Source organism: Bradyrhizobium sp. 63_E2_N1_3, from assembly GCF_052076005.1.
GTDB classification, from domain to species: Bacteria; Pseudomonadota; Alphaproteobacteria; order Rhizobiales; family Xanthobacteraceae; genus Bradyrhizobium; species Bradyrhizobium barranii.
On the sequence record NZ_CP197235.1, the window covers coordinates 779,018 to 804,831 of the forward strand.

Here is a 25,814-nt window from a genome sequence, read left to right on the forward strand (position 1 = left end):
ACGCTCCAGCGCTTGTGCCCTGAAGCCATTGATTAAAATTCTAACCTCTGGGTCATGTGGTCGCAACCCGAGCTGGGATCACGAGCCCGTTGGCCCAGTGGCATGGTCAACGAAGACTAAATGGACGCGACTTTGGGCCGTACTTGGGCCTTCCGGCCCAATCCGCACAGAGATCGCTGATTTGGGCAAAAAAAGGGTTAACGGGGAGTTACCGGGGCGTCGGGGGCCGCCCGAAAGGTCTTGTAGGGTGGGCAAAGGCGCAAAGCGCCGTGCCCACCATCTCGCTCCCCATACTGTTTGGAATGGTGGGCACGCTTCGCTTTGCCCACTCTACGGCACCGAAAACGGCCGAATCAGCCCAGCTTCCGGCCGATATCGAGGAATTTCTGCCGCCGCTGCTTGCGGATGGTGTCGCCGTCCAGGCCGCGGAGCTCGTCAAAAGCCTTGGCGATGGCATCGCCCGTGGTGGCGATCATGGCGGTGGGGTCGCGGTGGGCGCCGCCGACCGGCTCCTTCAAGATGCTGTCGATCACCCCGAAGCGCAGCATGTCCTGCGCGGTGATCTTCATGTTGTTGGCGGCTTCCTGCGCCTTGGAGCCGTCGCGCCACAGGATCGAGGAGGCGGCCTCGGGCGAGATCACGCTGTAGATCGCGTGCTCCAGCATCAGGACCCTGTTGGCGGTGGTGATGGCGATGGCGCCGCCCGACATGCCCTCGCCGGTGATGATGGCGACGTTGGGCACGGTCAGCGCCATGCAGGCATCGGTCGAGCGCGCGATCGCCTCGGCCTGGCCGCGCTCCTCGGCGCCGATGCCGGGATAGGCGCCGGCGGAATCGGCGAGCGACAGCACGGGCAGGCCGAACCGCTCGGCCATCTCCATCAGCCGCACGCATTTGCGATAGCCCTCGGGCCGCGCCATGCCGAAATTGTGCCGGATGCGACTCTCGGTGGAATCGCCCTTTTCCTGGCCCATCACGCAGATGGCCTCACCGCGGAAGCGGCCGAAGCCGGCAACCAGCGCCTCGTCCTCGCCGAACTTGCGGTCGCCCGCGAGCGGGGTGAATTCGGTGATCAGGCCCTTGATGAAGTCGTTGAAATGCGGCCGCTGCGGATGCCGCGCGACCAGCGTCTTCTGCCACGGCGTCAGGTTCAGATAGAGGTCGGCCAGCGCCTGCGCCGCCTTGTCCTCGATCTTCCCGATCTCCTCGGAGATATCGGTGCCCGAGGCCGCAAGCGTCCGCAGCTCGTCGACCTTGGAGTCGAGCTCGGCGACCGGCTTTTCGAAGTCGAGATAGCTGCGCATGTGATCTGGCATCAACTCAATATAGCGAGGACGGGGCGGGGCGTCGAAGCAGGTTTGGACCGGCGGAAAGAAATGTAGCTTCTTCAATGAGTTGGCTTGTGCGCTCTAAAGCAGCCCGCCAAATCATGCGTGAGGCCACGGCTCTTTCTGCGGAGATGTGGCCGAAGTCAAGGCGGTTTCATGGGTTGCCTGTAGCCCGGATGGAGCGAAGCGCAATCCGGGAGGGTCTTTCCGCGAGGCGGGCGGCCCCGGATTTCGCTGCGCTCCATCCGGGCTACAAGAGAACTATTTCTCCGCCAGCGGGTGCAGGTCGCGCACCAGGCTCTTCAGGCGCTCCTCGACCACATGGGTGTAGATCTGGGTCGTGGAGATATCGGTGTGGCCGAGCAGGGTCTGCACGATGCGCAAATCCGCGCCGTTGTGCAGGAGGTGGCTGGCAAAGGCGTGGCGCAACACGTGCGGGGAGACCAGCCGGGCCTGCAGCCCCGAGGCGACAGCAAGCTCTTTCAGGTCGCGGGCGAAATGCTGCCGCGTCAGATGCCCGCTCTCGCCGAACGATGGGAATAGCCATTTCGAGGCGGCCACGCTGTTCTTCTTGTCGGCTTTTGCCGCTTCCGTCGCCGCGAGATAGTCGGCCATCGCCTGCCGCGAGGCCTCGTTGAGCGGCACCAGGCGTTCCTTGTTGCCCTTGCCGCGCACCACGATCATGCGGGCGTCGCGTTTTGCCGCGGAGCGCGGCAGCGCCACCAGCTCGGAGACGCGCAGGCCGGTGGCGTAGAGCACCTCGAGCAGGCAATAGAGCCGCAACGCGCGCAGCCGTTTCGAGGGAGAAGCGTCCTCCGCCTCGCTCAATTCCTTGGCGCGGCTGAGCATGCGGTCGACATGCGCGATCGACAGCACCTTCGGCAGGCCGCGGCCGCGCTTGGGGCCGGACAGGATCGCCGCGGGATCCTCGGTGCGGATGCGCTCGTTCAGGAGAAAGCGGTAGAGATGCCGCATCGCCGACAGCCGCCGCGCGACGCTGGTGGACTTGAAGCCGCGGCTGTCGAGATCGGCGAGATAATCGCGCAGGATCTGCGTCTCGGCGTCGGCAAAGCTGTGCCCGACGCGGCCCAAAAATTCCGAGAAATCGGTGAGGTCGCGGCGGTAGGCGTCGAGCGTATTGGGGCCGGCGCCCTGTTCCGCCGCGAGCATGTCGAGGAACAGGCCGGTGAGCTTGCTGTCTGAGGGCTGTACGCGCATGCCCTGGAGGCTAGCTCCTATTTCTTGAGAAACTTATCCGGCGGGATCGTCACCGTCATTTCTCGCGACTTCGGGCTCACAAAGTTCGCCAGCGCGAAGACCACGCCATAGACGATGCCGGCGAGCACGGCGACGACCGTCAGGAAGCGGAACAGGCTGGGCATCGGGCAAGGTCTCGGGAGGGTCTCAGGCGTCCAAATTAACCAATGGAATCATCCAACATGTTCGCCGTTTCGTGGCAAGAGTCCTCTGGCGAGGGCCCCGAGGGGGTCGTATAGGTGGCCAAAGCATGCCGCCTCCGGCGGCAGATCGAGCGAGACCCAGAGCGAGATTTATGCCCGACGCCGCGTTGCCGATACAAGCTGCCCCTGAGGCCGACATCCTGTCGGCGCTCGGGACGCGCTCGATCGTGCTCGTCGGCATGATGGGGGTGGGCAAATCCACCATCGGCCGCCGCATGGCGGCCCGGCTCAAGCTGCCCTTCGTTGACGCCGACACCGAGATCGAGGTCGCTCATGCCGGCATGACCATACCGGAGATTTTCGAGCGCCATGGCGAGCCGTATTTCCGGGATGGCGAGGCGCGGGTGATCGCGCGCCTGCTCGACGGCGAACCGATCGTGCTGGCGACCGGCGGCGGTGCCTTCATGCGCGAGGAGACGCGCAACCGCATTGCGGCCAAGGCGGTCTCGATCTGGCTCAAAGCCGACCCTGACGTCATCATGCGCCGGGTGCGCCGCCGCGCCGACCGCCCGCTGCTCCAGACCGCCGATCCCGAAGGAACCGTGACGCGCCTCCTCACCGAGCGCGAGCCGATCTATCGCCATGCCGACCTCACCATCGCCTCGCGCGACGTGCCGCACGACAAGATCGTCGAGGAATGCATCGAGACGCTGCGCGCCCATTTCCGCGGCGAACAAGCCGCCCAATCACCTGCCGACGTTGCGAGTGCCGTACGATGACTGCGCCGTTGAAACATTCAGATCCTGTCAACGTCGACGTCGCGCTCGGCGATCGCGCCTATGACATCGTCATCGGCCGCGGCGTGCTGGCCTCGCTCGGCGAACGTGTCGCGCGCTTGCGGCCCGGCGTGCGTACGGCAATCATCACCGATCGCACCGTCGCAAAATACTGGCTCGAGCCGACCGAAGCGTCGCTCGCTTCTGCCGGCATTCCGACCTCGCGCATCGTGGTCGAGGAAGGCGAGATCTCCAAAACCTATGCCGGCCTCGAAAAGGTCAGCGAGGCCCTGATCGCCGCGAAGATCGAGCGCAACGATCTCGTCATCGCGCTCGGCGGCGGCGTGGTCGGCGATCTCGCCGGCTTTGCGGCCGCGATCCTGCGCCGCGGCGTCGATTTCGTGCAGGTGCCGACCTCGCTGCTGGCGCAGGTCGATTCCTCCGTCGGCGGCAAGACCGGCATCAATTCGCCGCAGGGCAAGAATCTGCTCGGCGCCTTCCACCAGCCCGTGCTGGTGATTGCCGACACCGCCGTGCTCGACACGCTGTCGCCGCGGCAATTCCGCGCCGGCTATGCCGAAGTCGCCAAATACGGCGTGCTCGGCGACGAAGCCTTCTTCACCTGGCTGGAGAAGAACCATTCCGATATCTTCAAAGGCGGCTCGGCGCGCGAGCACGCGATCGCGACCTCCTGCCGCGCCAAGGCCGGCGTCGTCTCGCGCGATGAGCGCGAGACCGGCGAGCGCGCGCTGCTCAATCTCGGCCATACCTTTGGTCACGCGCTGGAGGCCGCGACCGGTTTCTCCGATCGCCTCTTCCATGGCGAGGGTGTTTCGATCGGCATGACGCTGGCGGCGCAGTTCTCGGCGAAGCTTGGCATGATCGGCGAGGCCGATGCCGCGCGCGTCGAGCGTCACCTCATCGAGGCTGGCCTGCCGACGCGCCTGCAGGACATCGCCGGTTTCGCGCAGGAAGGGCTCGCCGACGCCGACGCGCTGATGGCGTTGATGGCGCAGGACAAGAAGGTCAAGCGCGGCAAGCTCACCTTCATCCTGCTGGAGGCGGTCGGGCGTGCCGTGATCGCGAAGGACGTCGAGCCGGCGCCGGTGCGCGATTTCCTCAAAGAGAAGCTCGCGCAAAAGGCTTGATGCGCGGCTAACCGGTTTTTGAGTGGTGCATGGACTGGCTCGGATTCACCATCGTCATTCTCTGCCTGCTCGTCTCGGGCTTCTTCGCCGCGAGCGAGACCGCGCTGACCGGCGCCTCGCGCGCCAGCATGCTGCGGCTCTCCAAGCAGGGTAACCACGACGCCGATGTCGTCTCGCAGCTGCTCGACATGCGCGAGCGCCTGATCGGCGCGCTGCTGCTCGGCAACAATATCGCCAATATCAGCGCGTCCGCGCTCGCCACCAGCATCTTCACGGCCTGGTTCGGCGATGTCGGCGTGCTCTATGCCACCGGCGTGATGACGGCGCTGGTCGTGATCTTCGCGGAGGTGCTGCCGAAGACCATCGCGATCAACGCGCCCGACCGCATGGCCCTTGCGGTCGCCCGCCCGATGCGGCTGACGATGTATGTGCTGGGACCGTTGCTGCGGATCGTCGAGGTCATCGTCCGTCTGCTGATGCGCTTGTTTGGTCTGGCCGGCGAGCACCAGGCGATCCTGTCGCCGACCGAGCGCCTGCGCGGCGCGGTCGACCTGTTGCACCACGAGGGCAAGGTCGAGAAGCAGGACCGCGACATGCTCGGCGGCCTGCTCGATCTGCGCGAGCTCCAGGTCTCCGACGTCATGATCCATCGCACCGAGATGATGATGATCAATGCCGACCTGCCGCCGGAGGAACTGGTGCGCGAGGTGCTGGCGACCGAGTACACCCGCATTCCGCTGTGGCGCGAGAAGCCGGAAAACATCATCGGCGTGCTTCACGCCAAGGATTTGTTGCGCGCAATCCGCGCATCCGACGGCGATACCTCGCGCATCGACGTCTCCACCATCGCGCTGCCGCCCTGGTTCGTGCCGGAAATGCGCCCGGTCTCCGAGCAGCTCAAGGCGTTCCGGCGCCGAAAAACCCATTTCGCGCTCGTCGTCGACGAGTACGGCGAGGTTGAAGGTCTCGTGACGTTGGAAGACATTTTGGAAGAAATCGTCGGCGACATCTCCGACGAGCACGACGTCGTGGTCGCCGGCGTGCGCGCCCAGCCGGACGGCTCGGTCGTGGTCGACGGCTCGGTGCCGATCCGCGATCTCAACCGCGCCATGGACTGGCACCTGCCCGATGAGGAGGCAACGACAGTCGCCGGTCTCGTCATTCACGAGGCGCGCTCGATCCCCGACCGCGGCCAGAGTTTCACGTTCCACGGCTTCCGTTTCCGCGTCCTCCGCCGCGAACGCAACCGCATCACCGCGCTCCGTATTTCACCGGTGCCGCGTGACGCGGAGATGGAAGAGGCCAAGCCCAGGCGGGCGGGAACGTCGTTTTGATTTCTCTTACCCTCCCCTGGAGGGGGAGGGTCGATCGCGCGCAGCGCGAGCGGGGTGGGGTGATCTCTCCACTCGGGCAGTGTCGCGTGTGGAGAGATCACCCCACCCCGTCTCAAATTTCGCTGCGCTCAATATGAGCCGACCCTCCCCCTCCAGGGGAGGGTAAGCGAAGATCAACCTTCCCCCGGTGCCTGCGCGTGGATCGCGAGCGCGTGCACGCTGCCGGCAAGTTCCGCGGCCAGCGCCGAATTTATCATGCGGTGGCGATCGACCCGGCTCTTCCCTTTGAAGGCCTGAGACACAATATAAACGCGAAAATGTGTTTCGCCGCTCGGCCGATGGCCGGCGTGGCCCTCATGCAAATGTGACTCGTCGACGACCTGCAGGCTTTCCGGCGTGAAAGCTTCCTTCAACTTGTTGCTGATAGTGTCTTTCATAACCATGAGTGCCATTAAAGCGCGCAGCCGCACTCCGTCAATTGCATAGGCCGCCTGCGGCGGCCGTACCTCGAAGACGCCGGAGTGAAACTTCGGCTGCGGGTTCCCAGCTAATTGCAATGTCAAGACTTGAAGGTTTTTGCATTGCGTAGTCAAAGTCAGTCATGCCGATCGATTCATCAAAGTTCTTCGACTCCATCCGGGTCAAGCCGAAAGGCAAGCAGCCGGAAGTGAAGCCGCGCGACGCCGTGGTCAATTGCGAATGGGCCGGGTGTCAGAACAAGGGCGCGCACCGTGCGCCGAAGGGCCGCGAGAACCAGCGCGAGTACTGGCACTTCTGCTTGAACCACGTGCGCGAGTACAACCAGAACTACAATTTCTTCTCCGGCATGAATGCCGATGCCGTCGCGCGCTACCAGAAGGATGCGCTGACCGGTCACCGCCCGACCTGGAAGATGGGCGCCAATGGCGGCAAGAAGGGTGCGGAAGCCGAGATCGACATGGCGTCCGATCCGTTCAGCATGTTCAGTGAGATCAACGGCCGTGCGGGCTGGCGGAAGGGTCCGCAGGCCGAGCCCAAGGCCGAGACGCGCAAGGTGATGAACGCCGAGCGCAAGGCGCTCCAGGTCATGGGCCTCGGCCCCGATTCCACGCTCGCCGACGTCAAGAGCAAGTACAAGGCGCTGGTCAAGCAGCATCACCCTGACGCCAACGGTGGCGACCGGTCGACCGAAGACCGCCTGATCGAGATCATCAAGGCCTACAATTATCTGAAGACGGTGGTCCGCGAGGCCTAGGCTACGCCTTCCGGGAAGGACAGTTCGCAAACCAGTCCTTCCGGCCTCCACTGTCGGGTAATGGTTCCGCGCAAGGTCCGGATGATGCCGTCGACCGCGCCGATTCCAAAGCCCTTGCGCGTCGGCGCCTCGTTGACCCGAGGACCGCCGCTCTCCGACCAGTGCAGCACGAGAGGCTCTGCACCATTGGTCTCCCAGCTGATCTCCAGCCTGCCCGAAGGCCTCGACAGCGCGCCATACTTGGCGGCGTTGGTGGCGAGCTCATGCAGCGCGACGGCGATCGACTGGGCCAGCGTGGGCGGCAGGCGGACGTCGTCTCCCGCGATCCTGATCCGCTCGCCGTCCCGGCTTGCGTACGGCCGGAGTTCCTCTTCGACGATGGTCTTCAGATTCGCGCCGGTCCAACGCGAAGCCGAGAACAGCCTCTGCACGTTGGCAAGCGCGCTGAGCCGGCCTGCAAACACGGTCTGGAACTCTTCCGCGGTATCCGCCTTCGTCAGCCGCAGCATCGCCTGAGCCACCGCGAGCAGGTTGTTGGAACGGTGATCGACCTCGGAGGTGAGGAGCATCATCCTCTGCTCGGCCTCCTTGCGAGCCGTGATGTCGACCAGCATGTTCACCGCACCAACCAAACGCCCCCGTTCGTCGCGCAGCGGCGTCGGATATGGCATGAAGCAGATCCGGGAGCCGTCCGGCCGCTCGGCCACGGCCTCGACGTCGCGCACTGGCCGGTTCTGCTTGAGCGCGATTGCCATCGGGCATTCATCGTGGGGAAGCGCCGTGCCGTCGGGCAGATAGAGCTTCCAGGTCACGCACCACATCTCGCCGATCTTCGGCATGCGTCCGGCAAAATCGATGCAGGCGCGATTGAAGAAGGTGATGCAGCCTTCCGCGTCGGTTGTGTAGATCGCGGCAGGCAGAGCCTGCAGCAAGTCGCGGAATCGTCTTTCAGAATCCGTGCCGGCCTCGGTCCGGTTGGCGGCATAGCCGGCGGCGATCTCGCCGATCCTGGCCTCGTCCGCTTGTCCAAACAGGTCCAGCATTGGAATCTTGATCCGAGGGGGCTCACAGTTAAGTCCCCAGACCCGGAGATGTTCCAAGTTCGTCGCCCGGACCGTGCGCGCGTTCCCGCAATCACGATCTCGCGCGACGGCTCTGCCGTGTCATTGTTCGTCCGGGCGAGGCACGACAGCGCAGTGAACGGCCCGGCTGTCGTGCCCTTGTGCTCTATTCGCCGGAAGCCTTCGGCATTTCCCCCACATATGACGAACTCGGCCGGATCAACCGCCCCGTCCGCTGTTGCTCGCGCGCATGGGCGGTCCACCCCGCTGCACGCGCCACTGCGAAGATCGGCGTGAAGGCCTGGCGTGGAATGGCGAGGGCATCGAGCAGAATCGCCGTGAAGAACTCCACGTTCGTCTCCAGCGGCCGGTCAGGATTCTTCTTGCGCAGCGCGCTGCGGATATAGGCCTCGACCTCGCCGGCAAAGGGCAGGTCGGCGCCATCCGCCGAAAGCCGCCTGATCGCGGCCTTGAGCACGTCGGCGCGCGGATCGCGCACGCGATAGACGCGATGGCCAAAGCCCATCAGCCGCTCGCCGCGGGCGAGGGCCGCATCGACCCATGGCTTGATGCGTTCGCTGGAGCCGATCGCATCGAGCATTTCCAGCACCGGCTCCGGCGCGCCGCCGTGCAAGGGGCCGGTCAGCGCGCAGTATCCGGCGGTGACGGCGGCAAACAGATCGGCCTGCGTCGAGGCCACCACGCGCGTCGTGAAGGTCGAAGCGTTCATGCCGTGGTCGCAGACCGTGACGAGATAGGCGTCCAGCGCCGCGACCTCACGCGGCTTCGGTGAGGCGCCACGCAGCATCCGCAGCGTATCGGCGGCATGGCTCGCATTCGGATCGGGCGCGAGCAGCTCCAATCCCTTGGCGCGACGGACCAGCGCGCCTGCGATCACCGGAAACGCGCCGACGATCGTCGCCTCATGTTCCAGCCCGTTTTCCGCGCGCAGGCCCGCGACCGCCGCGCGGAACTCGTCGACGATGCTCATGCCGCGTGTCGCCGGCAACAGCTCCGGCAAACGCGCGAACGCACGCTCGCGCGCCGCGCCCAGGCTCGCCCGCACATTGGCTTCGCTCAGCGTGGTCTTGCTCGCGCCGTTCCAGAGCCGGGCGGTGACGCCCTCGAAGCTCGACTGGCTTGCGAGGGTGCCGACATGCTCGCCGGCGATGATCAACTCGCCGCGCTCGCCGTCGACATGGCTCAGCACGGTCTCGGCCGCGGGAACGCCGTCCAGCCCGATCTGGCTTTTGGTGAGGTGGATGTTCATGACCCAATCTCCTTTGCACTGCACCAGGAGAAAATCAGGCCTCTCGACAGATTGATCAATCTTGATTACATAAATCAATATGAATAATTCCGAGGAACTCTATCTGTCGGCCCGGGAAGCTGCCGCCGAGCTCGCGATCTCGCCGGCCACGCTCTACGCCTATGTCAGCCGCGGCCTGATCCGCTCCGAGCCGACGCCGGATTCGCGCAAGAACCGCTATCGGGCGGAGGACGTCCGCGCGCTCAAGGAGCGCCGGGTGCCGTCGCCGGAGCCGCGCGGCCTGCGCAGCTTCGATGCCGACCTGCCTGTCATGGACACGGAGATCTCGACCATCACCGAGGAGGGCGCGATCTACCGCGGCGTCAATTGCGTCGATCTCGCCGAGAACGATACGCTGGAGCACACGGCGACGCTGCTGTGGGACGTCTCCGACGTCGATCCCTTCACGCCGGACAATCAGCCCCAGATATCCGACGAGATGCGCGCGATCGCAGAGGCCGCGCGCCGCGCCGCGCCGATCGACCGTGCCATCGCAGTGCTGGCGCTCGCGACCAGCGCGGACGCGCGTGCCTTCACCCGCGCGCCCGACGGCCGCGCGATGGTCGGCGGGCGCATTGTCCGGCTCCTGGTTGCGACCATGCTCAACGCCGAGCCGTCGTCCGAGCCGCTGCACCAGCAGATCGCGAAGGCCTGGGCGCCCGACAACAAGCACGCGCCCGACCTCATCCGCCGCGCGCTGGTGCTGCTCGCCGATCACGAATTGAACGCCTCGACCTTCACCGCGCGCTGTGCGGCATCGACCGGCCTCAACCTCTATGACTCCGTCATCGCCGGCCTCGCCGCGTTGAAAGGGCCGAAGCATGGCGGCGCCGGCGTGCTGGCCTCGCAGCTCGTCAAGGCGCTGGTCGATCGCGATGTCGCCCCGATGGTTCGCGAGCGCGTCGCCTTGGGTGAGCGCTTTGCCGGCTTCGGCCACGGCGTCTACAAGCGCGGCGATCCCCGCGCGCAGTCGCTGCTGAACGCGCTGGCGCGTGCCGGCGCGCCGCGCAAATTCACGCGCGAAGTGCCGGAGCGGATCGTCGAGGCGACCGGCGAGCTCGTCAACATCGACTATGCACTGGCCGTCCTCGTGCACGCGCTGCGCCTGCCCTTAGGCAGCGAGCTCGCGCTGTTCGCGATGGCCCGCAGCGTCGGCTGGATCGCGCACGCCAGCGAGCAATTGCAGTTCGGCAAGCTGATCCGCCCGCGGGCGCGCTATGTCGGACCGGCGCCGGGAAGAAGGGCTAGTTAAAATCTCTCTGCGAGCGCGTCGTCCTCCGCTGTCGTCCCTGCCTAGTGCGCAATTGCGCACTAGGCAGGGACGACACCGGCGCACTAAGCCCGCGGCTTGGACGTCGCGACGAGGCCGTTCTGCCGGCGGCGGTAGTACCAGATGCCAAGGCCGCCGATGATCGCCACGGCCACCACCATCAAGATCCAGATGTGCTTGAACGGATGCCCATGGTGCGGCACGCCGAAATATTGGTGGAAGGCCGATACCGCCAGCACGCCCGGCAGCACATGCGCGGGGGCCCAGACCAGGATCGCCGGGATATTCACGGCATAAAACTTCGCGGGGGTCATCCCCAGCGCGCCGGCGGTGACGGGCACGAAGGCGCGGATCGGCGGTACGAAACGGGCGAAGAACACGGCCCAGGTGCCGAAGCGGTGGAAGAAGCTTTCGCTCTCGGCAACCACGCGCGGATAGTTGGTCAGCGGCCAGGTGTTGAGGATTTCGCGCTGCCGCCGGTGCCCGATCCAGTAGGCCGAGCCGTCGCCCAGCACGGCGCCGATTGCCGCCGCCAGCAGCACCCATTGCAGCTTCAATTCCCCGCCTGGAACCAGCGCGCTCAGCGCCAGAATGATGGTCGAGCCGGGGATCACCGATCCCACCACCGGAACGGCTTCGAGCAGCGCCGCCAGGAACAGGGTCAGATAGGCCAGCCACACATGGGCTGAAACGAAGGATATGAGGGGATCGAGAAAGGACGTCACGTCGTCTTTCGTGGGGGGCTGGAGCACCGGGGTTCGGACCCTACATAAGTAGGTGCACGCGGTAAAAGTGCCATTCGCGCGGGCAGGGCCGCTGGCCCGCTTGAAATTTGAGCGTGATTCGCAAGGCAGCCCTCCAAAAATCGCGTTCCTTGCCTATCTAAATGAAAAGACAATGGAACTTTGATTGGGGCGCGGGCTTCTGCCGGCACGTTGTCTCTGATAAGTTCGCAACCGCACCCAGCCGCAGCCAACGTGCAAATAACTGGTCTCGGGATCGCCCGGGGCCTCGGAGGATTGATGACGACCGCCGCTCTGTCCAAAGTTGAGGAAATTTCCGGTCTGCCCGACATGAAGGTGTCGGTGCGCCAGGTGTTCGGGATCGATAGCGATCTTGAAGTCCCGGCCTATTCCGAAGTCGATCCTCATGTGCCCGAAGTCGATTCTGATTACCGCTTCGACCGTGCCACCACGCTTGCCATTCTCGCCGGCTTTGCCCGCAACCGCCGCGTGATGGTGACCGGCTATCACGGCACCGGCAAATCCACCCATATCGAGCAGGTCGCTGCCCGCCTGAACTGGCCCTGCGTGCGCGTCAACCTCGACAGCCACATCAGCCGTATCGACCTCGTCGGCAAGGACTCCATCGTGGTCCGCGACGGCAAGCAGGTCACCGAATTCCGCGACGGCATCCTGCCCTGGGCGCTCCAGCACAACATCGCGCTGGTGTTCGACGAATACGACGCCGGCCGCCCCGACGTGATGTTCGTGATCCAGCGCGTGCTGGAAGTCTCCGGACGCCTGACGCTGCTCGACCAGAACAAGGTGATCAAGCCGCATCCGGCCTTCCGCATGTTCTCGACCGCCAACACGGTCGGCCTCGGCGACACCTCGGGCCTCTATCACGGCACCCAGCAGATCAACCAGGGCCAGATGGACCGCTGGTCGATCGTCACCACGCTGAACTATCTCGCCCATGACGAGGAAGTGGAGATCGTGCTGGCCAAGGCCAAGCACTATCGCACGCAGGAAGGCCGCGACATCGTCAACAAGATGGTCCGCCTTGCCGATCTCACCCGTAACGCCTTCGCCAATGGCGATCTGTCGACGGTGATGAGCCCGCGCACGGTGATCACCTGGGCCGAGAACGCCGATATCTTCGGCGATATCGGCTTCGCGTTCCGGGTCACCTTCCTCAACAAGTGCGACGAGCTCGAGCGTCCCCTGGTCGCCGAGTTCTACCAGCGCTGCTTCAACGCGGAGCTGCCGGAATCGGCGGTCAACGTGGCGCTCAGCTAGACCATGCCAAACATCACCGTCGAGCGCACCATTGGGACCACCAAGAAGGCTGTGCTCGCCGGGCTCGGCGCCTATAACGACGAGCAGTTCGGGAAGCAGAAGGTCAGGAGCATCGCGGTCTCGCTGAAAGACCGCGGCAAGATCGTCGGCGGCATCGTCGGACACCTGTGGGCCACGGTTCTGTTCATCCAGTACTTCTGGATCGACCAGAAGCAGCGCGGCAAGGGTCTTGGCACGAAGCTGATCGCGGCGATCGAGGACGAGGCAAGACGGCAGGGCGCGATCCAGGCCCATGTCGACACGATGAGTTTCCAGGCGCCGGGCTTCTATCGTTCCTGCGGGTACGAGGAGTTCGGCACCCTCAAGGGCTATCCCGGCGGCGTGACGCGCCACTCGTTTACGAAGTCGCTATGAGCACATCATCATCCAACTCCAAATTCCGTAACACCAAGGAAGCCCCGACCGAGCCGTTCAAGCGCTCGGTGGCCTCCTGCCTGAAGGCGATCGCGAAGTCGCCGGAGCTCGAGGTCAGTTTTGCTGCCGAGCGCCCTGGTCTGGCGCCGGGCAAAGCGCGGCTGCCCGAGCCCGCGCGCAAGATGACCAAGCGTGACGCTGCGATCGTGCGCGGCCACGCCGATTCCATCGCGCTCAAGATCGCCTGTCACGATGCAAAGCTGCATCGCAAGCTGATGCCCGGCAATCCGCAGGCGCGCGGCGTGTTCGAGGCGGTCGAGCAGGCCCGCGTCGAGGCGATCGGCGCGCGCCGCATGGCGGGCGTTGCGAAAAACCTCAGCGCGATGCTCGACGACCATTTCCATCGCGGCAAGTTCGACGAAATCACCGACCGTGCCGATGCGCCGCTGGCGGATGCGCTGGCGATGCTGGTGCGCGAGCGCCTGACCGGCATGGCGCCGCCCACGGCGGCGAAGAAGATGGTCGATCTCTGGCGGCCCATTCTCGAGGACAAGATCGGCAAGCGGCTCGACCGGCTCGATGGCCTGGTCGAGGACCAGACCAGGTTCGGCGACGCCGTGCATGACCTGCTGACCGCGCTCGAGCTCGGCGACGAGCGCAGCGCCGACAGCGAAGACAACGACGACGACGAGGAAAACCGCGACGGCGACAACGACCAGTCCGGCGCCGAAGGCTCGCCCGATTCCGATGCCGCGCAGGAGATGAGCGCCGACCAGGCGCAGGCCTCCAGCGAGGAGATGAGCGAGAGCGCGATGGAAAGCGCGCAGGCCTCGACCTCCGACACGTTCGACGACGGCGAACTCGGCGACGACGAGACGCCGGGCGAGGCGACGCGTCCGAACGCTCACGGCAAGAACGAGCCGCGCGGGCCGGAATATCACGCCTTCGCGCCGAAATTCGACGAGGTCATCGCGGCCGAAGACCTCTGCGACCATGACGAGCTGGAGCGCCTGCGCGCCTATCTCGACAAGCAGCTCGCGCATCTGCAGGGCATCGTCGCGCGCCTCGCCAACCGCCTTCAGAGACGCTTGATGGCGCAGCAGAACCGCGCTTGGGACTTCGACCTCGAAGAGGGCATTCTGGATCCGGCGCGGCTGTCGCGCGTGGTGACCGATCCCTATCACCCGCTGTCCTTCATGCACGAGAAGGAGGCGACGTTCCGCGACACCGTGGTGACGCTGCTGCTCGACAATTCCGGCTCGATGCGCGGCCGCCCGATCACGGTCGCCGCGACCTGCGCCGACATCCTGGCGCGCACGCTGGAGCGTTGCGGCGTCAAGGTCGAGATCCTCGGCTTCACCACGCGCGCCTGGAAGGGCGGGCAATCGCGCGAGGCGTGGCTTGCCGCCGGCAAGCCGGCCAATCCCGGCCGCCTCAACGATCTCCGCCACATCATCTACAAGTCCGCCGACGCCCCCTGGCGCCGCGCGCGGAAGAATCTGGGCCTGATGATGCGCGAGGGTCTGCTGAAGGAGAACATCGACGGCGAGGCGCTGGACTGGGCGCACAAGCGCCTGCTCGGCCGGCCCGAGCAGCGCAAGATCCTGATGATGATCTCCGACGGTGCGCCGGTCGACGATTCCACGCTGTCGGTCAATCCCGGCAACTATCTCGAGCGGCACCTGCGCCACATCATCGAGGAGATCGAGACCCGCTCGCCGGTCGAGCTGATCGCGATCGGCATCGGCCATGACGTGACGCGCTACTATCGCCGCGCGGTAACGATCGTGGATGCCGAAGAGCTCGGCGGTGCCATCACCGAGAAGCTCGCCGAACTGTTCAGCGAGACCAATACCGCGCCCACGCATCAGGCCGGTCGCCCGCGACGCAAACTGCATTCGTGAGCACGCAATCGTCCCGCCGCAGCTTTCTTGGCCACGCGGCGGCGGGATTTTCCACTCTCGCACTCTCCCGACTGGCGCAGGCGCAGCCGACGACCGAGCCGCCGCCGCGCACCGCGCAGATCGAGCACGCCGTCACCGAGGCTGTCAGCGTCGAGGTGAACGCGCGGCCGATTCCCAATTTCGAGCCGCGCGACCGCTCGCGCGTGCGCTTCGGTCAGCTGCAATATCGCAGCGGCCTGGTGCTGACTTCGCCCTATCGCGGCTTCGGTGGCCTGTCCGGCATCCGGCTCGATGCGAAGGGCGAGCGCTTCCTCGCGATCTCCGACCAGGGCGGCTGGTTCACCGGCAGCATCCGCTATTCCGGCGGCAAGATGATCGGGCTCGACGATGTCGAGGCGTCCCCGATGCTCAATTCCGAGGGCCGGCCGATCACGGAGAGGCGGTTCTGGTACGACACCGAGTCGCTCGCGCGCGACGGCAATGTCGTTTACGTCGGGCTCGAGCGCGTCAACCAGGTCCTGCGCTTCGATTTCGCGAAAGGCGGCACGCGCGCCCGCGGCGAGGTGTTGCCGACGCCGCCCGCCGTGCGGAAGCTGCCCTCCAACAAGGGGCTCGAAGCGATGGTCGTCGTGCCGAAAGGCCAGCCGCTGGCAGGCACCCTGATCGCCTTCTCCGAACGCGGACTGGACGCCGACGGCAATCTGGTCGCGTTCCTGATCGGCGGTCCGTCGCCCGGCCAGTTCAGCGTCCGCCGCACCGAAAAATTCGACATCAGCGATGCCGTGCTGCTGCCGTCCGGCGAGCTTCTCATCCTCGAACGCAAATTCTCCTGGTTCACTGGCATCAACATCCGCATCCGGTCGATCCCCCTGAAATCCATCGCGCCCAACGCGCTGGTCGACGGCCCTGCGCTGTTCGCCGCCGATCTCGGCCACGAGGTCGACAACATGGAAGGCATCGACGCCCACGTCACGCCCGAGGGTGAGACCGTGCTGACGCTGGTGTCGGACGACAATTTCTCGATGCTCCAGCGCACGCTGCTGCTGCAGTTCACGCTGGTGGAGTGAACGTCCGCCCGCCCTTCTCCGACAAACCGTCATGCCCTGCCGCGCCATCCTCGCCCTCGCCCTCATTTTCACGCTCGCCGCGCTGTCGCCGGCCTTCGCCACGGCCGAGCACCGGTACGGAAAGAACGAATACGCCATCATCCAGGGCGGCCGCGCGCCGAATGGGAAGCTGTCGGTCGCAGCCCATGGCGGCGGCGAGTCTGGAAGCGAAGGCTTTCGCATCTACCTGATGGCCGAGCCCGGCCATCGCCGGCTGATGACGCTCGACAATGTCAACGACGACAACATTCTGGACTCGGCGCCGGATGCCTTCCACGCCGCCTGGTCGCAGGACTCACGCACCGTCGCGGTCTCGTTCCGCAGCGAGCGCCATATCGTCACGCTGAATCTCTACGCCATCGACGGCGGCCGCGCGCGGCTGGTCGCCGGGCCGGATCTGTTCCGCGACGTGACCGGCCGCAGCGTCGACATCAAGACCGACGGCGACATGCGCACATCCGTGCCCGCGCTGACATGGCAGGCGCCGCGCCGCTTTCACCTCACCGAGTACCGCGTGTTCGTGCTCGACGACACCGCGCTTGCCGACAAGCTCGGCCCGCTCGGCAAGGTCAGCAAGCGCGACGGCGGCGGCAACACGATCCAGTTCTCGGCCGAAGCCGACGGCGAGCTGTTGCCCGACGGCCGCATCCGCATGGGCAAGCCCGTGCCGGGCAGGTTCGAGGAGCTGGAGTAGGGGCCTCAAATTCGATCGTCGTCCCGGGGCGCGCGAAGCGCGAGCCCGGGACCCATAGGCACAGGGAGAGAGACGTTTGGCGAAGACCAGCTGTTGTCGATCTTCGTAAAACCCAATCCCGTGGTTATGGATCCCGGGCTCGCGCTTCGCGTGCCCCGGGATGACAGTGGAGTTCCTGGCAAGCGGCCGAGGGTTATCTCCGCCTTGTGATCATATGACGCGCGCAATGCATGGCGCCGCGGGCGGGCATGTCCGCCGCGCAGCTGGCAATTCGCCGTAGGGCTACTAAACTTCATGCAATCGCTTCCATTCCTCCATCCCCCGGAACTCCCCGCATGAGCGCCCTGTTTTCCCCGATCAAGCTGCGCGGCCTGACGCTGAAGAACCGCGTCGTGGTGTCGCCGATGTGCCAGTATTCGGCCGACGACGGCGTCGCCACCGACTGGCACTTCACCCATATCAACAACCTCGCGCTGTCGGGCGCGTCGATGTTCTGCATCGAGGCGACCCATGTGGAGGCGATCGGCCGCATCACGCCGGGCTGTCTCGGGCTCTACAGCGACGCCTGCGAAGCCGCGCTGAAGCAGATCCTCTCCTCCGTGCGCAAGCATTCCACCACGGCCGTCGCGATGCAGCTCGCCCATGCCGGCCGCAAGGCCTCCAGCGCGCGGCCTTGGGACGGCGGCCAGCTCATTCCGCAGAGTGAAGGCGGCTGGCAGACGGTGGCGCCGTCGGCGCTGCCGCACAAGGAAGGCGAGGCCGCGCCGCTGGCGCTCGATGCCGCCGGCCTGAAGCGCATCCGCGAGGCCTTCGTCGACAGCGCCAAGCGCGCTGCCCGGCTCGGCATCGACGCGATCGAGCTGCACGGCGCGCACGGCTATCTCATGCATCAGTTCCTGTCGCCGATCTCCAACAGGCGCACCGACGAATATGGCGGTTCGCTCGAAAACCGCATGCGCTTTCCGCTCGAGATCTACGACGCGGTGCGCGCGGTCTTCCCGCACGACAAGCCGGTCGGCATGCGGGTGTCGTCGACCGACTGGGTCGAGGGCGGCTGGGACCTGGCGCAGACCATCACGTTCGCAAACGCGCTGAAGGCGCGCGGCGTCGACTGGATCGATGCCTCCTCCGGCGGCGTCTCGCCGCTGCAGAAGATCCCGCTCGGCCCCGGCTATCAGGTGCAGTTTGCCGAGGCCATCAAGCGCGAGACCGGATTGCCCACCATCGCCGTCGGCCTGATCACCGAAGCCAAACACGCCGAGGAGATCGTGGCATCCGGCAAGGCCGACATGGTCGCGCTCGGCCGCAGCTTGCTCTACGATCCCCGCTGGGGCTGGCACGCCGCGGCCGAACTCGGCGGCGAAGTCGAAGCCCCGCCGCAATACTGGCGCTCGCAGCCGTCGACGCAAAAGGCGCTGTTCGGCAAGACCACGTTCGGGGCAAGGTAGGGCGCGAGAGGGCGCTGCCATACCGCGTGATCTCACGATGATGCGCGGTATGAGTTGCCACTGCACAACTTAAAGTCTTCGCCAAATCTCTCCCTGTGGTGATCCCGGATCTGTGCTTCGCTTGTCCGGGACGACAGCGGTGGGGGCAGCGCGGGCGATCGTGCCCTCACTATCCCGCGCCCTCACGCATCCGTAACTCTCCTCACCTTCCACGCACCGCAAAACTGGCCTACCCTCCCGCGCACCCAACTCCTCAGGGAGGCCCGCCATGCGGTTTCGTGTTCGCAAGACTGCCCACGTTTTCGAGCGCGTGGGCCTCGCGATGGCAGGCGCGGCGTGCGGGCTGTTCGTCGGCGCCTATGTGGGATCTTCGATCGCCCCGCTGACCACGCAGGGCTTCCTGCTGCTGATGATGCTGCTCGGCTTCGTCGGCTTCTATCTCGGCATCGACACGCCGCAGCTGCCCTTCGACGACGCCCACAGCGCGATCGACGCCGCGGAATTCCTCAGCGCCGCCGGCACGCTCTGCGCCACGCTCACCGCGCTCGCCTCCGTCGGCGTCATCGTGCTCCGCCTCGAGCCGCACCTGGCGTGGACCTGGCTCGCTTTGTTCGGCTGGATCGCCGGCGTCGCCATGCAGATCGTCGCCGGCACGAAAGCCAGGATGCGGGCGTAGCTACGACAGCTGTTGGAAAAAGGTCGTGCCGCATCACCGCTGCGTTCCCTCCCCCCTTGCGGGGGAGGGCTAGGGAGAGGGGTAGCCACACGGCACGCGCTATCGAGTCGTTCGTGAAGAACTGGCGGCGGCGCCCGGCTCAAGCGGTGTTTCGAGCCGGGACGGTCTCGAAGAAGGCTCGGATGATGACACGCAAGAGCTCTGCGAGCCATCGCAGCAGCAGACCGAAGTTATAGCCGGCGGCGGCGAGAACAGTGTTGATGCGGTCGCCGAGGCGTCCCTTGAGATAATTTCTGTCCATGCGGTGCTCGGCCTTGACGTGGCCGATGACAGGCTCGACAGCCGCGCGACGCTTCATCTCGCGACGGATGGAAGCTGTGACGCGGCGGACCTGACCCGAGATCCAGACCCTGAACCGATGCGGGTGGTTGTGACCGCGATATCCTTTGTCGACGTGGATACGGCGAGTCTCCACCCCGGTGAGCTTCTCCATGTCGGCGATTACGGGACCGAGCGTGTGCCCATCGAAGGGATTGCCATGCAGGGCCTTGGCATGGAGCACGAACTGGCCGCCCTTCGGAGACGTCACAGGGGTGGCGATGCTGACCTTGCAGCCGAACTCGTAGGGCGCGCGGGCTTTACCTTTGCCGATGCACTCAACCTCCGGAGCATGTAACGCATAGACCTTCGGACCGCGCTGATGCTGATCCTGGCTGCGCACCTGCTGCGCTAAACCGAGCAACGGGCCGAAGCGAGCTTCCAGCACCGTATCGCCATCAATCTTGCGGCGGATGTCGCGGATGATCCGGCCAAGCCGTGTCCGCAGGAACTTGAGCTGCCGCCGGGCGCGTTTGAACTGGTGGGCGTGGGTATAGCGGCCGGTCATGATGGCGGCGCGCTTGGCCAGGCGCAGATAGCTCTGGCGTAGCGGCACACGGTTGCACTTGGCGAGCCCGACCAGCTTGGTGATTGCTCGATGCAGCAGCCGCGCGTCGGTCGGATGTGCAACCGCCTTGGGCTGCACTGTGGTATCGACGACCACCCGTTCCAGGTCCTTGGGACCGATGGCGCCGGTCTTGTGCGCCACTGAAAGACTTTCCTGGATCAGGGCGACGAGCTGTTCCTCGCCGAGCCGCTGCCGCCAGCGTGTCATCGACGATCGATCGAACGGCAGACGGTGGCAGAAGCTCAATTCGCCGCAGAAGTATTGGTAATAGGGGTTCTCGATCCAGCGAGCGCACAGCACCTCATCTGACAGGTTGTGCATGTGCTTCAAAATGAACAGGCCGGCGACTAGCCGCGTCGGCAAGCCCGGCTGGCCCGACCCTGCTTGGCACACTGAACTGAAGCGCTCATTCAGGATGTTCCAGTCGATCAGCGCTGCCAACCGCACCAGCGGATGACCCATGTCGATGATCTGATCAAGCGCCGGAAGCAACAGGTCTTTCTGGCGATCATCCCTCGGCTTGCTCATCGCATTCCCCAATGTCGACGACGCCGTCAGGGAATCACGAATCGCCCAAAAGCAAAATCCTAAAACGCAAGAAAGCGAGGTCCAACACCCCGCTTTCCTGCAAAATCGAATACTACATCAAGACAAATTCTGCTTATTTCTCAGATCAATCCGCATTCTTCACGGACGACTATCGAATGAAGCGCGCCTGTGTTGCATCACCTCGCACGCAGCTAACACCTATTGCCGGGCCACCCCTCTCCCCAACCCTCCCCCGCAAGGGGGAGGGGGAAGAGCGGAGTGCTCGGCGGAATTATTCAGTTACGGAGAGAGCGTCCCCCTAAAACACCACGCCGATCCGCGAGCCGCGCTTCCAGGCGATGCGGCAGCGCTTCTTGGTGTTGACGTGGAGCAGCTCGAACCTGTCGGGGATATTCACCTGCCCGCCGAGATCGACGCAGGCGCCGCCGGGCGAGTAGTCGATCAGCGTGCAGGGAATCACCGGCGCGCGCGGGTCAGTGATGATCTTGGCCTGGCGGGATACCAGCCCGGACGGTTTCACGCGGGCATGTCGGCGCGGATGCATTGGCACTCTCCTCCAATTCCGCGGACGGCGCGGGTGGTCTTGGGAGGCATGATGGAAAAGAGTTGATGCGATCCGACTAAGGGCGGCCCGAGAATTTTAATGAAAAGTAGCAGCGAACGGAGAAAACGCCGGTAGCGGGATGCCCACCCTCCCCTGGAGGGGTCCGAGACGAGCGAAGCTCGCTCGTGGGTCGATCGCGCGTAGCGCGAGCGGGGTGGGGTGATCTCTCAACACGGGCACTGTTGGAGGTGGAGAGACCTTCACCCCACCCCGTCTCATATTTCGCTGTGCTCAATATGAGCCGACCCTCCCCCTTCAGGGGAGGGTGGCAGCGAGTCCGGAGCGGCTTCAGCATGCGGCCGCACCGGCATCGGCACGGTCACATAATCCCTCGGCAAGTTCACCGGCCGGTAGCCCGGCTCCACCGCCATCCGCTTCAGCACGCTCTCGTGCACATGGGCGCCTTCGGGGATCACGCGCGGCTCGCAATCGGGGATGTAGAAGCCCAGAAAAACCTTTCGCTGCGGCCATTCCTTGTACTTTGCGCTCTTCGGCACAAATTCCAGCACGCGCCAGAGCGCCGTCATCGAATTGTGCAGCTCGCCCACCTTGCCGGTGTAGGCAGGCTCGACATACTGGAACGGCGAGTTCTTGCGCTGGATGCCCCAGGCGAGCTGGTTCACGGTGCGCGGGTTGAAGTTCAGCCGGGCCTTCGCCGCTTCCTCGATCATCCAGATCAGCGGATATTTGGACTCGCCGCTCTCGGCTTCCGGATAGCCGCCGCCGACGTCGCAATGAACGCCGGCGAACCACACCTGCATGATGTCCTGCGGCACCTTCTTCTCGTCGGGCACATAGCGGTTACTCCAATATTCCTGCGGCTCCTTGTACGCCTTGAGGCGGAACATGCAGCGCCGCTCGTCGATCGCGATCGCCTGCCGGAAGATTTTTACGCTCGGATTGCGCAGCGTGAAGGCGAGCTCCTCCAGGCTGAATACGAAGAAGAAATTGTCGCGCCGCGGCACGATCACGCTCGCCACCGTGTCCCAGACGCCGATGAAGTGGATGGTCGGCCAGCGCGTCGAGGTGATGCGCGCGAACTGGGCGGCGAGGTCGAATTCGTCCTTCGGCAGCGGCCCGCTCTCGTCGAAGGCGACATCCTTGAGGTCCTCGATGTCGTTGCCGCGCCCGGTGCCGGAATATTGCTTGTAGGCGACGAGGCCCGAGCCCGCGAGGTTCGCCTGCTCCGGCGAGATCAGCCCGATCTTGTGGATCAGCCCCGCCAGCACCCGCACGGTGTAGGCGCCGCGCGAGAAGCCGAACAGGTAGATGCGGTCGCCCGGCGCGTAATGCTCGACCAGGAAGCAATAGGCTGACAGCACGTTGTCATCGAGCCCGTAGCCGGTGGCGAGCCCCAGCACCAGATTGACGTTGGCCTTGAGCCGGTGCCACGTCGAAGGCTCCGTCACCGTGCCGACGCCCGGATCGTAAAACACCATCTGCCGCGGCTTCGTCTTGTCGGTCTTGCGCAGGCAGCGATAGAGCTTCAGGACGTTGGAGATGTTCTCCGAGATCTCGTTGCCGGTGCCGTCACAGCAGATGACGAGGTTTTTCGGCTCGGTTTTGGGTTTGTGCTGGTCGTCGTGCTCCACGGTATGCCCCTCCCGGTGATGCTACCGGGGCGAGTATAGCGAAAATGGATGGCAGCGAGGAGACGAAGTCGGCATCGGCGGCATGGTGCCTCATTGCCCCATCATCTGTTGACATTAACCACCTGTTAACCATGTCGTCGCCTAATGAGGACGGTGGGGGTCACCATGTCGGCCCATATGACGCGACCGAAGTTGATGCCTTTTTCGGCCGATCCAGCCTTTGGTTCGCTTAACCGGCTGGCGGTTCGCGTCACGGCTGTCCTACGGAGCAAAGCCATGTTCGGGAAGGACGATCTAGTGGACAATCTCAGTCGCGATCTCGATCGTGCGCGCCTGCGCCGCGATGCACTCGCATCCGAAGCCACGACTCTCACGGCTCAGATCGCCGAAATCGAAGCCCGCCTTTCGGAAGAGAAGACCAGGCGGGAGCGTGATCGCGTCTTGGCCGAGATCGAAGCGATAAGAACGCGAATCAAACAAGCCGCCGGCGCGTTCGCACCGGTCGTCGACGGTCTCTCCAGGGCGATCGAGTCGGCCTCGGCCGTTGTGCCCGAGGCTCGCGAGCTCAACAGTTTCATCGTGTCGGTGGCGACCGAAATCGACAGCGTGCTCGATCCCCTGATGCGCGAACTGGATCAGCGCGCGGATGCGGTGCGGGCAGGGCAGGCCGTGCTGGACCTCCCGCGTTCGGCCAATGAAGCACCGCCCATCGAGCCGCCAAAAGACGGCAACGATCGCCTGCTTCGCTTCCCGGCATGGCTGTCTCGCGACAAGGAGCCGGAAAAAAGGGAAACGGCGGAGACCCCGCGCAGCACGGCAGCGTGAACGATCGGCGCGCTGCGCAGATCGGAAGCTCGCCTGCGGCTATCCTTCGAGACGCCCGCCTACGGCGGGCCCTCAGGATGAGGGCGGAGTGCGCGGCGAGATATCAGAGCCTCATATCACAGTGGTTCGGCACAGCCGGGGCCACAAACTCGTCATGCCCGGGCTTGTCCCGGGCATCCACGTTCTTCGTGCCGTGGGAAAGGCGTGGATGGCCGGGACAAGCCCGGCCATGACGCTGTGGGGCATCGCACGCGAGCTCACTAAGACCAAATGCGATCGCCCCGCGCTTCCCCCGCGCCCGCTCAATTAGCGGAGCGGCGCAGGAAGGCCGGGATGTCGAGAAGGTCTTCGTCGGCTATATTGCGCGGAGCGGTGCGTCCGTAGGGATCGAGCGGCTGAGGCGCCGCGCGGCGCGCATATTCCGGATCGGGCCTTGCCGGTTGCACTGCGGGTCGGCCGGCCGCCGGGCGGAGCGGCGGGCTTTCCACGTGCGGAAGCGGCGCACTGCGCTGCTCGATGCGATCGGCGATGCGGCGGCTGTCGTCGCGCAGCCTGCCGGCGAGCTGCGTGAGTGCGGTTTCCACCGGCGCCGCCAGCTGCGCCGGGTCGACATTGTCGATCCCGGTCGCCACCACCGAGACGCGGACGATGCCTTCGAGGCTTTCGTCGAACGAGGCGCCGACGATGATGTTGGCGTCCGGGTCGGCCTCGTCGCGAATCCGCGTCGCGGCTTCGTCGACCTCGTACAGCATGAGATCCTTGCCGCCGGTGATGGAGATGATGAGGCCGCTGGCGCGCTTGATCGAGGGGTTCTCGATCAACGGATTGGAAATGGCGGCCACGGCGGCGGCGAGCACGCGCTTCTCGCCGGACGCCTCGCCCCGTCCCATCATGGCCTTGCCCTTCTCCCGCATCACGGAGAGAACGTCGGCAAAATCGAGATTGATCAGGCCTTCCTTGACGATGAGGTCGCTGATGCAGGCCACGCCCGAATAGAGCACCTGGTCGGCAAGGGCAAAGGCATCGGCGAATGTGGTCTTGGCGCTGGCCACCCGGAACAGGTTCTGGTTCGGGATGATCAGCAGGGTGTCGACCGTCTTCAGCAGCTCCTCGATGCCGGCTTCGGCAAAGCGCATGCGGCGCTGGCCCTCGAAGTAGAATGGCTTGGTGACGACGCCGATCGTGAGGATGCCGAGTTCGCGCGCGGTCCTGGCGATGATGGGGGCGGCCCCGGTGCCGGTGCCGCCGCCCATGCCGGCGGTCACGAACACCATGTGCGCGCCGGTCAACTGATCGCGGATCGTATCGATGACCTCCTCGGCTGCGGCGCGTCCCAATTCGGGCTGAGAGCCGGCGCCGAGGCCTGCGGTGACCTGGGTGCCCAGCTGGATCAGGCGCGGCGCCTTCGACATGGCAAGCGCCTGAGCGTCGGTATTGGCGACGACGAAGTCGACCCCCTGCAGCCCGGATGTGATCATGTTGTTGACGGCATTGCCGCCGGCGCCGCCGACCCCGAATACGACAATGCGCGCCTTCATCTCGTGAATATCGGTCATGCCAGTCATTCTGTCCTCGCGATTGCTCCGGCAGGCCGGGATGGAGAAGGGTTCGAGTGCTATCTGCGAGCCGCGCGGTCTGCGCCCACGATGGCCGCGGCCAGATGTCCCAATCGACGCGCGGCTTGTCCCGCGGTCGCGCCGCCAGCCTGGCGACCGGTCCGTAAGTCCGCCACTTCGTCTTCCAGTCGTGCCGCCCACGCATTGGCTGCCGCCGTCTCGGCGGCCGCCTGCAGCAACTCGACGGCCAGGCGATCGGCGCGCTCGCGCTCACGCTCGAAAACTAACCTGGCGCCGGCTGCGAGGGCTTCGAGCCGCGCGATCTCCGCCTTGAATGCCTCGATCTTGAAGGCCTCGATCTTGAAGGCCTCGACCTTGAAGGCCTCGACCTTGAAGGCCTCGATCTCAGCCATGGGGGCAGCGATGGGGGCTGCCTTGCGGCCAATTCGCGGGCGGGGCGTGTAGCGGAGCTCGGCGAGATCGACGCTCACCAGGGCCTTGCCGTCCTCCGACCGCGAGCGCGGCAAACGGCGACGTCTCGCCAGGGCACGCGCGGCCTCGCGCGAGATATTGAGGCGGGCACTGAGATCGGCATACGTCAACAACGCAACGCACATTG

Annotated in this window: 25 protein-coding genes; 13 read left to right on the top strand and 12 right to left on the bottom strand. The window is 65.2% G+C overall.

Annotation, left to right across the window (positions count from 1 at the left end; all coding sequences use genetic code 11):
* Window positions 1–353: 353 nt before the first annotated feature.
* From AB7531_RS03565 to AB7531_RS03575, 3 genes are all read right to left on the bottom strand, one after another.
* Entirely contained in the window at window positions 354–1,316 is a 963-nt protein-coding gene (locus tag AB7531_RS03565; RefSeq protein WP_063986022.1) for an acetyl-CoA carboxylase carboxyltransferase subunit alpha, read from the bottom strand.
* Between the two features lie 273 nt (window positions 1,317–1,589).
* Window positions 1,590–2,546, bottom strand: coding sequence for a site-specific tyrosine recombinase XerD (gene xerD, locus AB7531_RS03570; protein ID WP_063980624.1), 957 nt, complete (start codon window positions 2,544–2,546; stop codon window positions 1,590–1,592).
* A gap of 17 nt (window positions 2,547–2,563) precedes the next feature.
* Window positions 2,564–2,710: a hypothetical protein gene (locus AB7531_RS03575; protein WP_035730492.1), complete on the bottom strand. Its 147-nt coding sequence runs from the start codon at window positions 2,708–2,710 to the stop codon at window positions 2,564–2,566.
* Between the two features lie 170 nt (window positions 2,711–2,880).
* Between AB7531_RS03575 and AB7531_RS03580 the strand changes: the two genes are divergently transcribed.
* Genes AB7531_RS03580 through AB7531_RS03590 form a run of 3 tightly spaced genes read left to right on the top strand, consistent with a single transcriptional unit; the run spans window position 2,881 to window position 5,986 of the window.
* Window positions 2,881–3,507, top strand: a complete 627-nt coding sequence (locus AB7531_RS03580; protein WP_063980625.1) for a shikimate kinase — start codon at window positions 2,881–2,883, stop codon at window positions 3,505–3,507.
* Complete coding sequence (gene aroB, locus AB7531_RS03585) at window positions 3,504–4,652, top strand: 3-dehydroquinate synthase (protein ID WP_063980626.1); 1,149 nt, start codon at window positions 3,504–3,506, stop codon at window positions 4,650–4,652. Before AB7531_RS03580 ends, aroB begins: the two co-directional genes overlap by 4 nt.
* 29 nt (window positions 4,653–4,681) lie before the next feature.
* Window positions 4,682–5,986, top strand: coding sequence for an HlyC/CorC family transporter (locus tag AB7531_RS03590; protein ID WP_063980627.1), 1,305 nt, complete (start codon window positions 4,682–4,684; stop codon window positions 5,984–5,986).
* Between the two features lie 173 nt (window positions 5,987–6,159).
* On the opposite strand, the gene AB7531_RS03595 is transcribed toward AB7531_RS03590, so the two are convergent.
* A complete protein-coding gene (locus AB7531_RS03595) occupies window positions 6,160–6,429 on the bottom strand; it encodes a BolA family protein (protein WP_063986023.1) in 270 nt (89 codons plus the stop codon).
* Between the two features lie 158 nt (window positions 6,430–6,587).
* Here AB7531_RS03595 and AB7531_RS03600 point away from each other — a divergent pair, with 158 nt between their 5' ends.
* Window positions 6,588–7,220, top strand: coding sequence for a J domain-containing protein (locus AB7531_RS03600; protein WP_014490400.1), 633 nt, complete (start codon window positions 6,588–6,590; stop codon window positions 7,218–7,220).
* Here AB7531_RS03600 and AB7531_RS03605 read toward each other — a convergent pair.
* The gene (locus AB7531_RS03605; RefSeq protein WP_063980628.1) at window positions 7,217–8,263 is read right to left on the bottom strand and encodes a sensor histidine kinase; all 1,047 of its coding nucleotides are present in this window, start codon (window positions 8,261–8,263) and stop codon (window positions 7,217–7,219) included. The two genes, AB7531_RS03600 and AB7531_RS03605, sit on opposite strands and share 4 nt — an antisense overlap.
* A gap of 184 nt (window positions 8,264–8,447) precedes the next feature.
* The gene (locus tag AB7531_RS03610) at window positions 8,448–9,551 is read right to left on the bottom strand and encodes a citrate synthase/methylcitrate synthase (protein ID WP_063980629.1); all 1,104 of its coding nucleotides are present in this window, start codon (window positions 9,549–9,551) and stop codon (window positions 8,448–8,450) included.
* A 79-nt stretch (window positions 9,552–9,630) separates the two neighbouring features.
* On the opposite strand from AB7531_RS03610, the gene AB7531_RS03615 reads away from it, so the two are divergent.
* On the top strand, window positions 9,631–10,842 hold the full coding sequence (locus AB7531_RS03615; protein ID WP_063980630.1) for a citrate synthase family protein: 1,212 nt from the start codon (window positions 9,631–9,633) through the stop codon (window positions 10,840–10,842).
* Window positions 10,843–10,925: 83 nt separating this feature from the next.
* On the opposite strand, the gene AB7531_RS03620 is transcribed toward AB7531_RS03615, so the two are convergent.
* Complete coding sequence (locus tag AB7531_RS03620; protein ID WP_063986024.1) at window positions 10,926–11,585, bottom strand: DedA family protein; 660 nt, start codon at window positions 11,583–11,585, stop codon at window positions 10,926–10,928.
* 297 nt (window positions 11,586–11,882) lie between these two features.
* Here AB7531_RS03620 and cobS point away from each other — a divergent pair, with 297 nt between their 5' ends.
* From cobS to AB7531_RS03655, 7 genes are all read left to right on the top strand, one after another.
* Window positions 11,883–12,881, top strand: a complete 999-nt coding sequence (gene cobS, locus AB7531_RS03625; protein ID WP_063980631.1) for a cobaltochelatase subunit CobS — start codon at window positions 11,883–11,885, stop codon at window positions 12,879–12,881.
* A gap of 3 nt (window positions 12,882–12,884) precedes the next feature.
* On the top strand, window positions 12,885–13,295 hold the full coding sequence (locus AB7531_RS03630) for a GNAT family N-acetyltransferase (protein ID WP_028149462.1): 411 nt from the start codon (window positions 12,885–12,887) through the stop codon (window positions 13,293–13,295).
* A complete protein-coding gene (gene cobT, locus AB7531_RS03635) occupies window positions 13,292–15,199 on the top strand; it encodes a cobaltochelatase subunit CobT (RefSeq protein ID WP_014490393.1) in 1,908 nt (635 codons plus the stop codon). The genes AB7531_RS03630 and cobT overlap by 4 nt, the downstream gene beginning before the upstream one ends.
* Complete coding sequence (locus AB7531_RS03640; RefSeq protein ID WP_063980632.1) at window positions 15,196–16,266, top strand: esterase-like activity of phytase family protein; 1,071 nt, start codon at window positions 15,196–15,198, stop codon at window positions 16,264–16,266. Before cobT ends, AB7531_RS03640 begins: the two co-directional genes overlap by 4 nt.
* Window positions 16,267–16,297: 31 nt before the next feature.
* A complete protein-coding gene (locus AB7531_RS03645) occupies window positions 16,298–16,999 on the top strand; it encodes a hypothetical protein (protein ID WP_063980633.1) in 702 nt (233 codons plus the stop codon).
* 335 nt (window positions 17,000–17,334) lie between these two features.
* The gene (locus tag AB7531_RS03650) at window positions 17,335–18,447 is read left to right on the top strand and encodes an NADH:flavin oxidoreductase/NADH oxidase (RefSeq protein WP_063980634.1); all 1,113 of its coding nucleotides are present in this window, start codon (window positions 17,335–17,337) and stop codon (window positions 18,445–18,447) included.
* A 268-nt stretch (window positions 18,448–18,715) separates the two neighbouring features.
* Window positions 18,716–19,123 carry a hypothetical protein gene (locus tag AB7531_RS03655; RefSeq protein WP_063980635.1) on the top strand — a complete coding sequence of 136 codons (408 nt, stop codon included), beginning with the start codon at window positions 18,716–18,718 and terminating at the stop codon, window positions 19,121–19,123.
* Between the two features lie 139 nt (window positions 19,124–19,262).
* Here AB7531_RS03655 and AB7531_RS03660 read toward each other — a convergent pair whose 3' ends face one another.
* The 3 genes from AB7531_RS03660 to AB7531_RS03670 form a co-directional block, all read right to left on the bottom strand.
* Window positions 19,263–20,597 carry an IS5 family transposase gene (locus AB7531_RS03660; protein WP_436855093.1) on the bottom strand — a complete coding sequence of 445 codons (1,335 nt, stop codon included), beginning with the start codon at window positions 20,595–20,597 and terminating at the stop codon, window positions 19,263–19,265.
* 319 nt (window positions 20,598–20,916) lie between these two features.
* Window positions 20,917–21,162 carry a PilZ domain-containing protein gene (locus tag AB7531_RS03665; protein ID WP_028149457.1) on the bottom strand — a complete coding sequence of 82 codons (246 nt, stop codon included), beginning with the start codon at window positions 21,160–21,162 and terminating at the stop codon, window positions 20,917–20,919.
* 275 nt (window positions 21,163–21,437) lie between these two features.
* The gene (locus AB7531_RS03670; protein ID WP_441279899.1) at window positions 21,438–22,814 is read right to left on the bottom strand and encodes a DUF2235 domain-containing protein; all 1,377 of its coding nucleotides are present in this window, start codon (window positions 22,812–22,814) and stop codon (window positions 21,438–21,440) included.
* A gap of 276 nt (window positions 22,815–23,090) precedes the next feature.
* Between AB7531_RS03670 and AB7531_RS03675 the strand changes: the two genes are divergently transcribed.
* A complete protein-coding gene (locus AB7531_RS03675; protein WP_225005617.1) occupies window positions 23,091–23,639 on the top strand; it encodes a hypothetical protein in 549 nt (182 codons plus the stop codon).
* A gap of 302 nt (window positions 23,640–23,941) precedes the next feature.
* Here the strand turns inward: AB7531_RS03675 and ftsZ are convergent, their stop codons facing one another.
* Window positions 23,942–25,195 (bottom strand): cell division protein FtsZ, encoded by a 1,254-nt coding sequence (ftsZ, locus tag AB7531_RS03680; RefSeq protein ID WP_084794938.1) that lies wholly within the window; start codon window positions 25,193–25,195, stop codon window positions 23,942–23,944.
* Between the two features lie 59 nt (window positions 25,196–25,254).
* Window positions 25,255–25,812: a hypothetical protein gene (locus AB7531_RS03685; protein WP_354102341.1), complete on the bottom strand. Its 558-nt coding sequence runs from the start codon at window positions 25,810–25,812 to the stop codon at window positions 25,255–25,257.
* Between the last annotated feature and the right edge of the window lie 2 nt (window positions 25,813–25,814).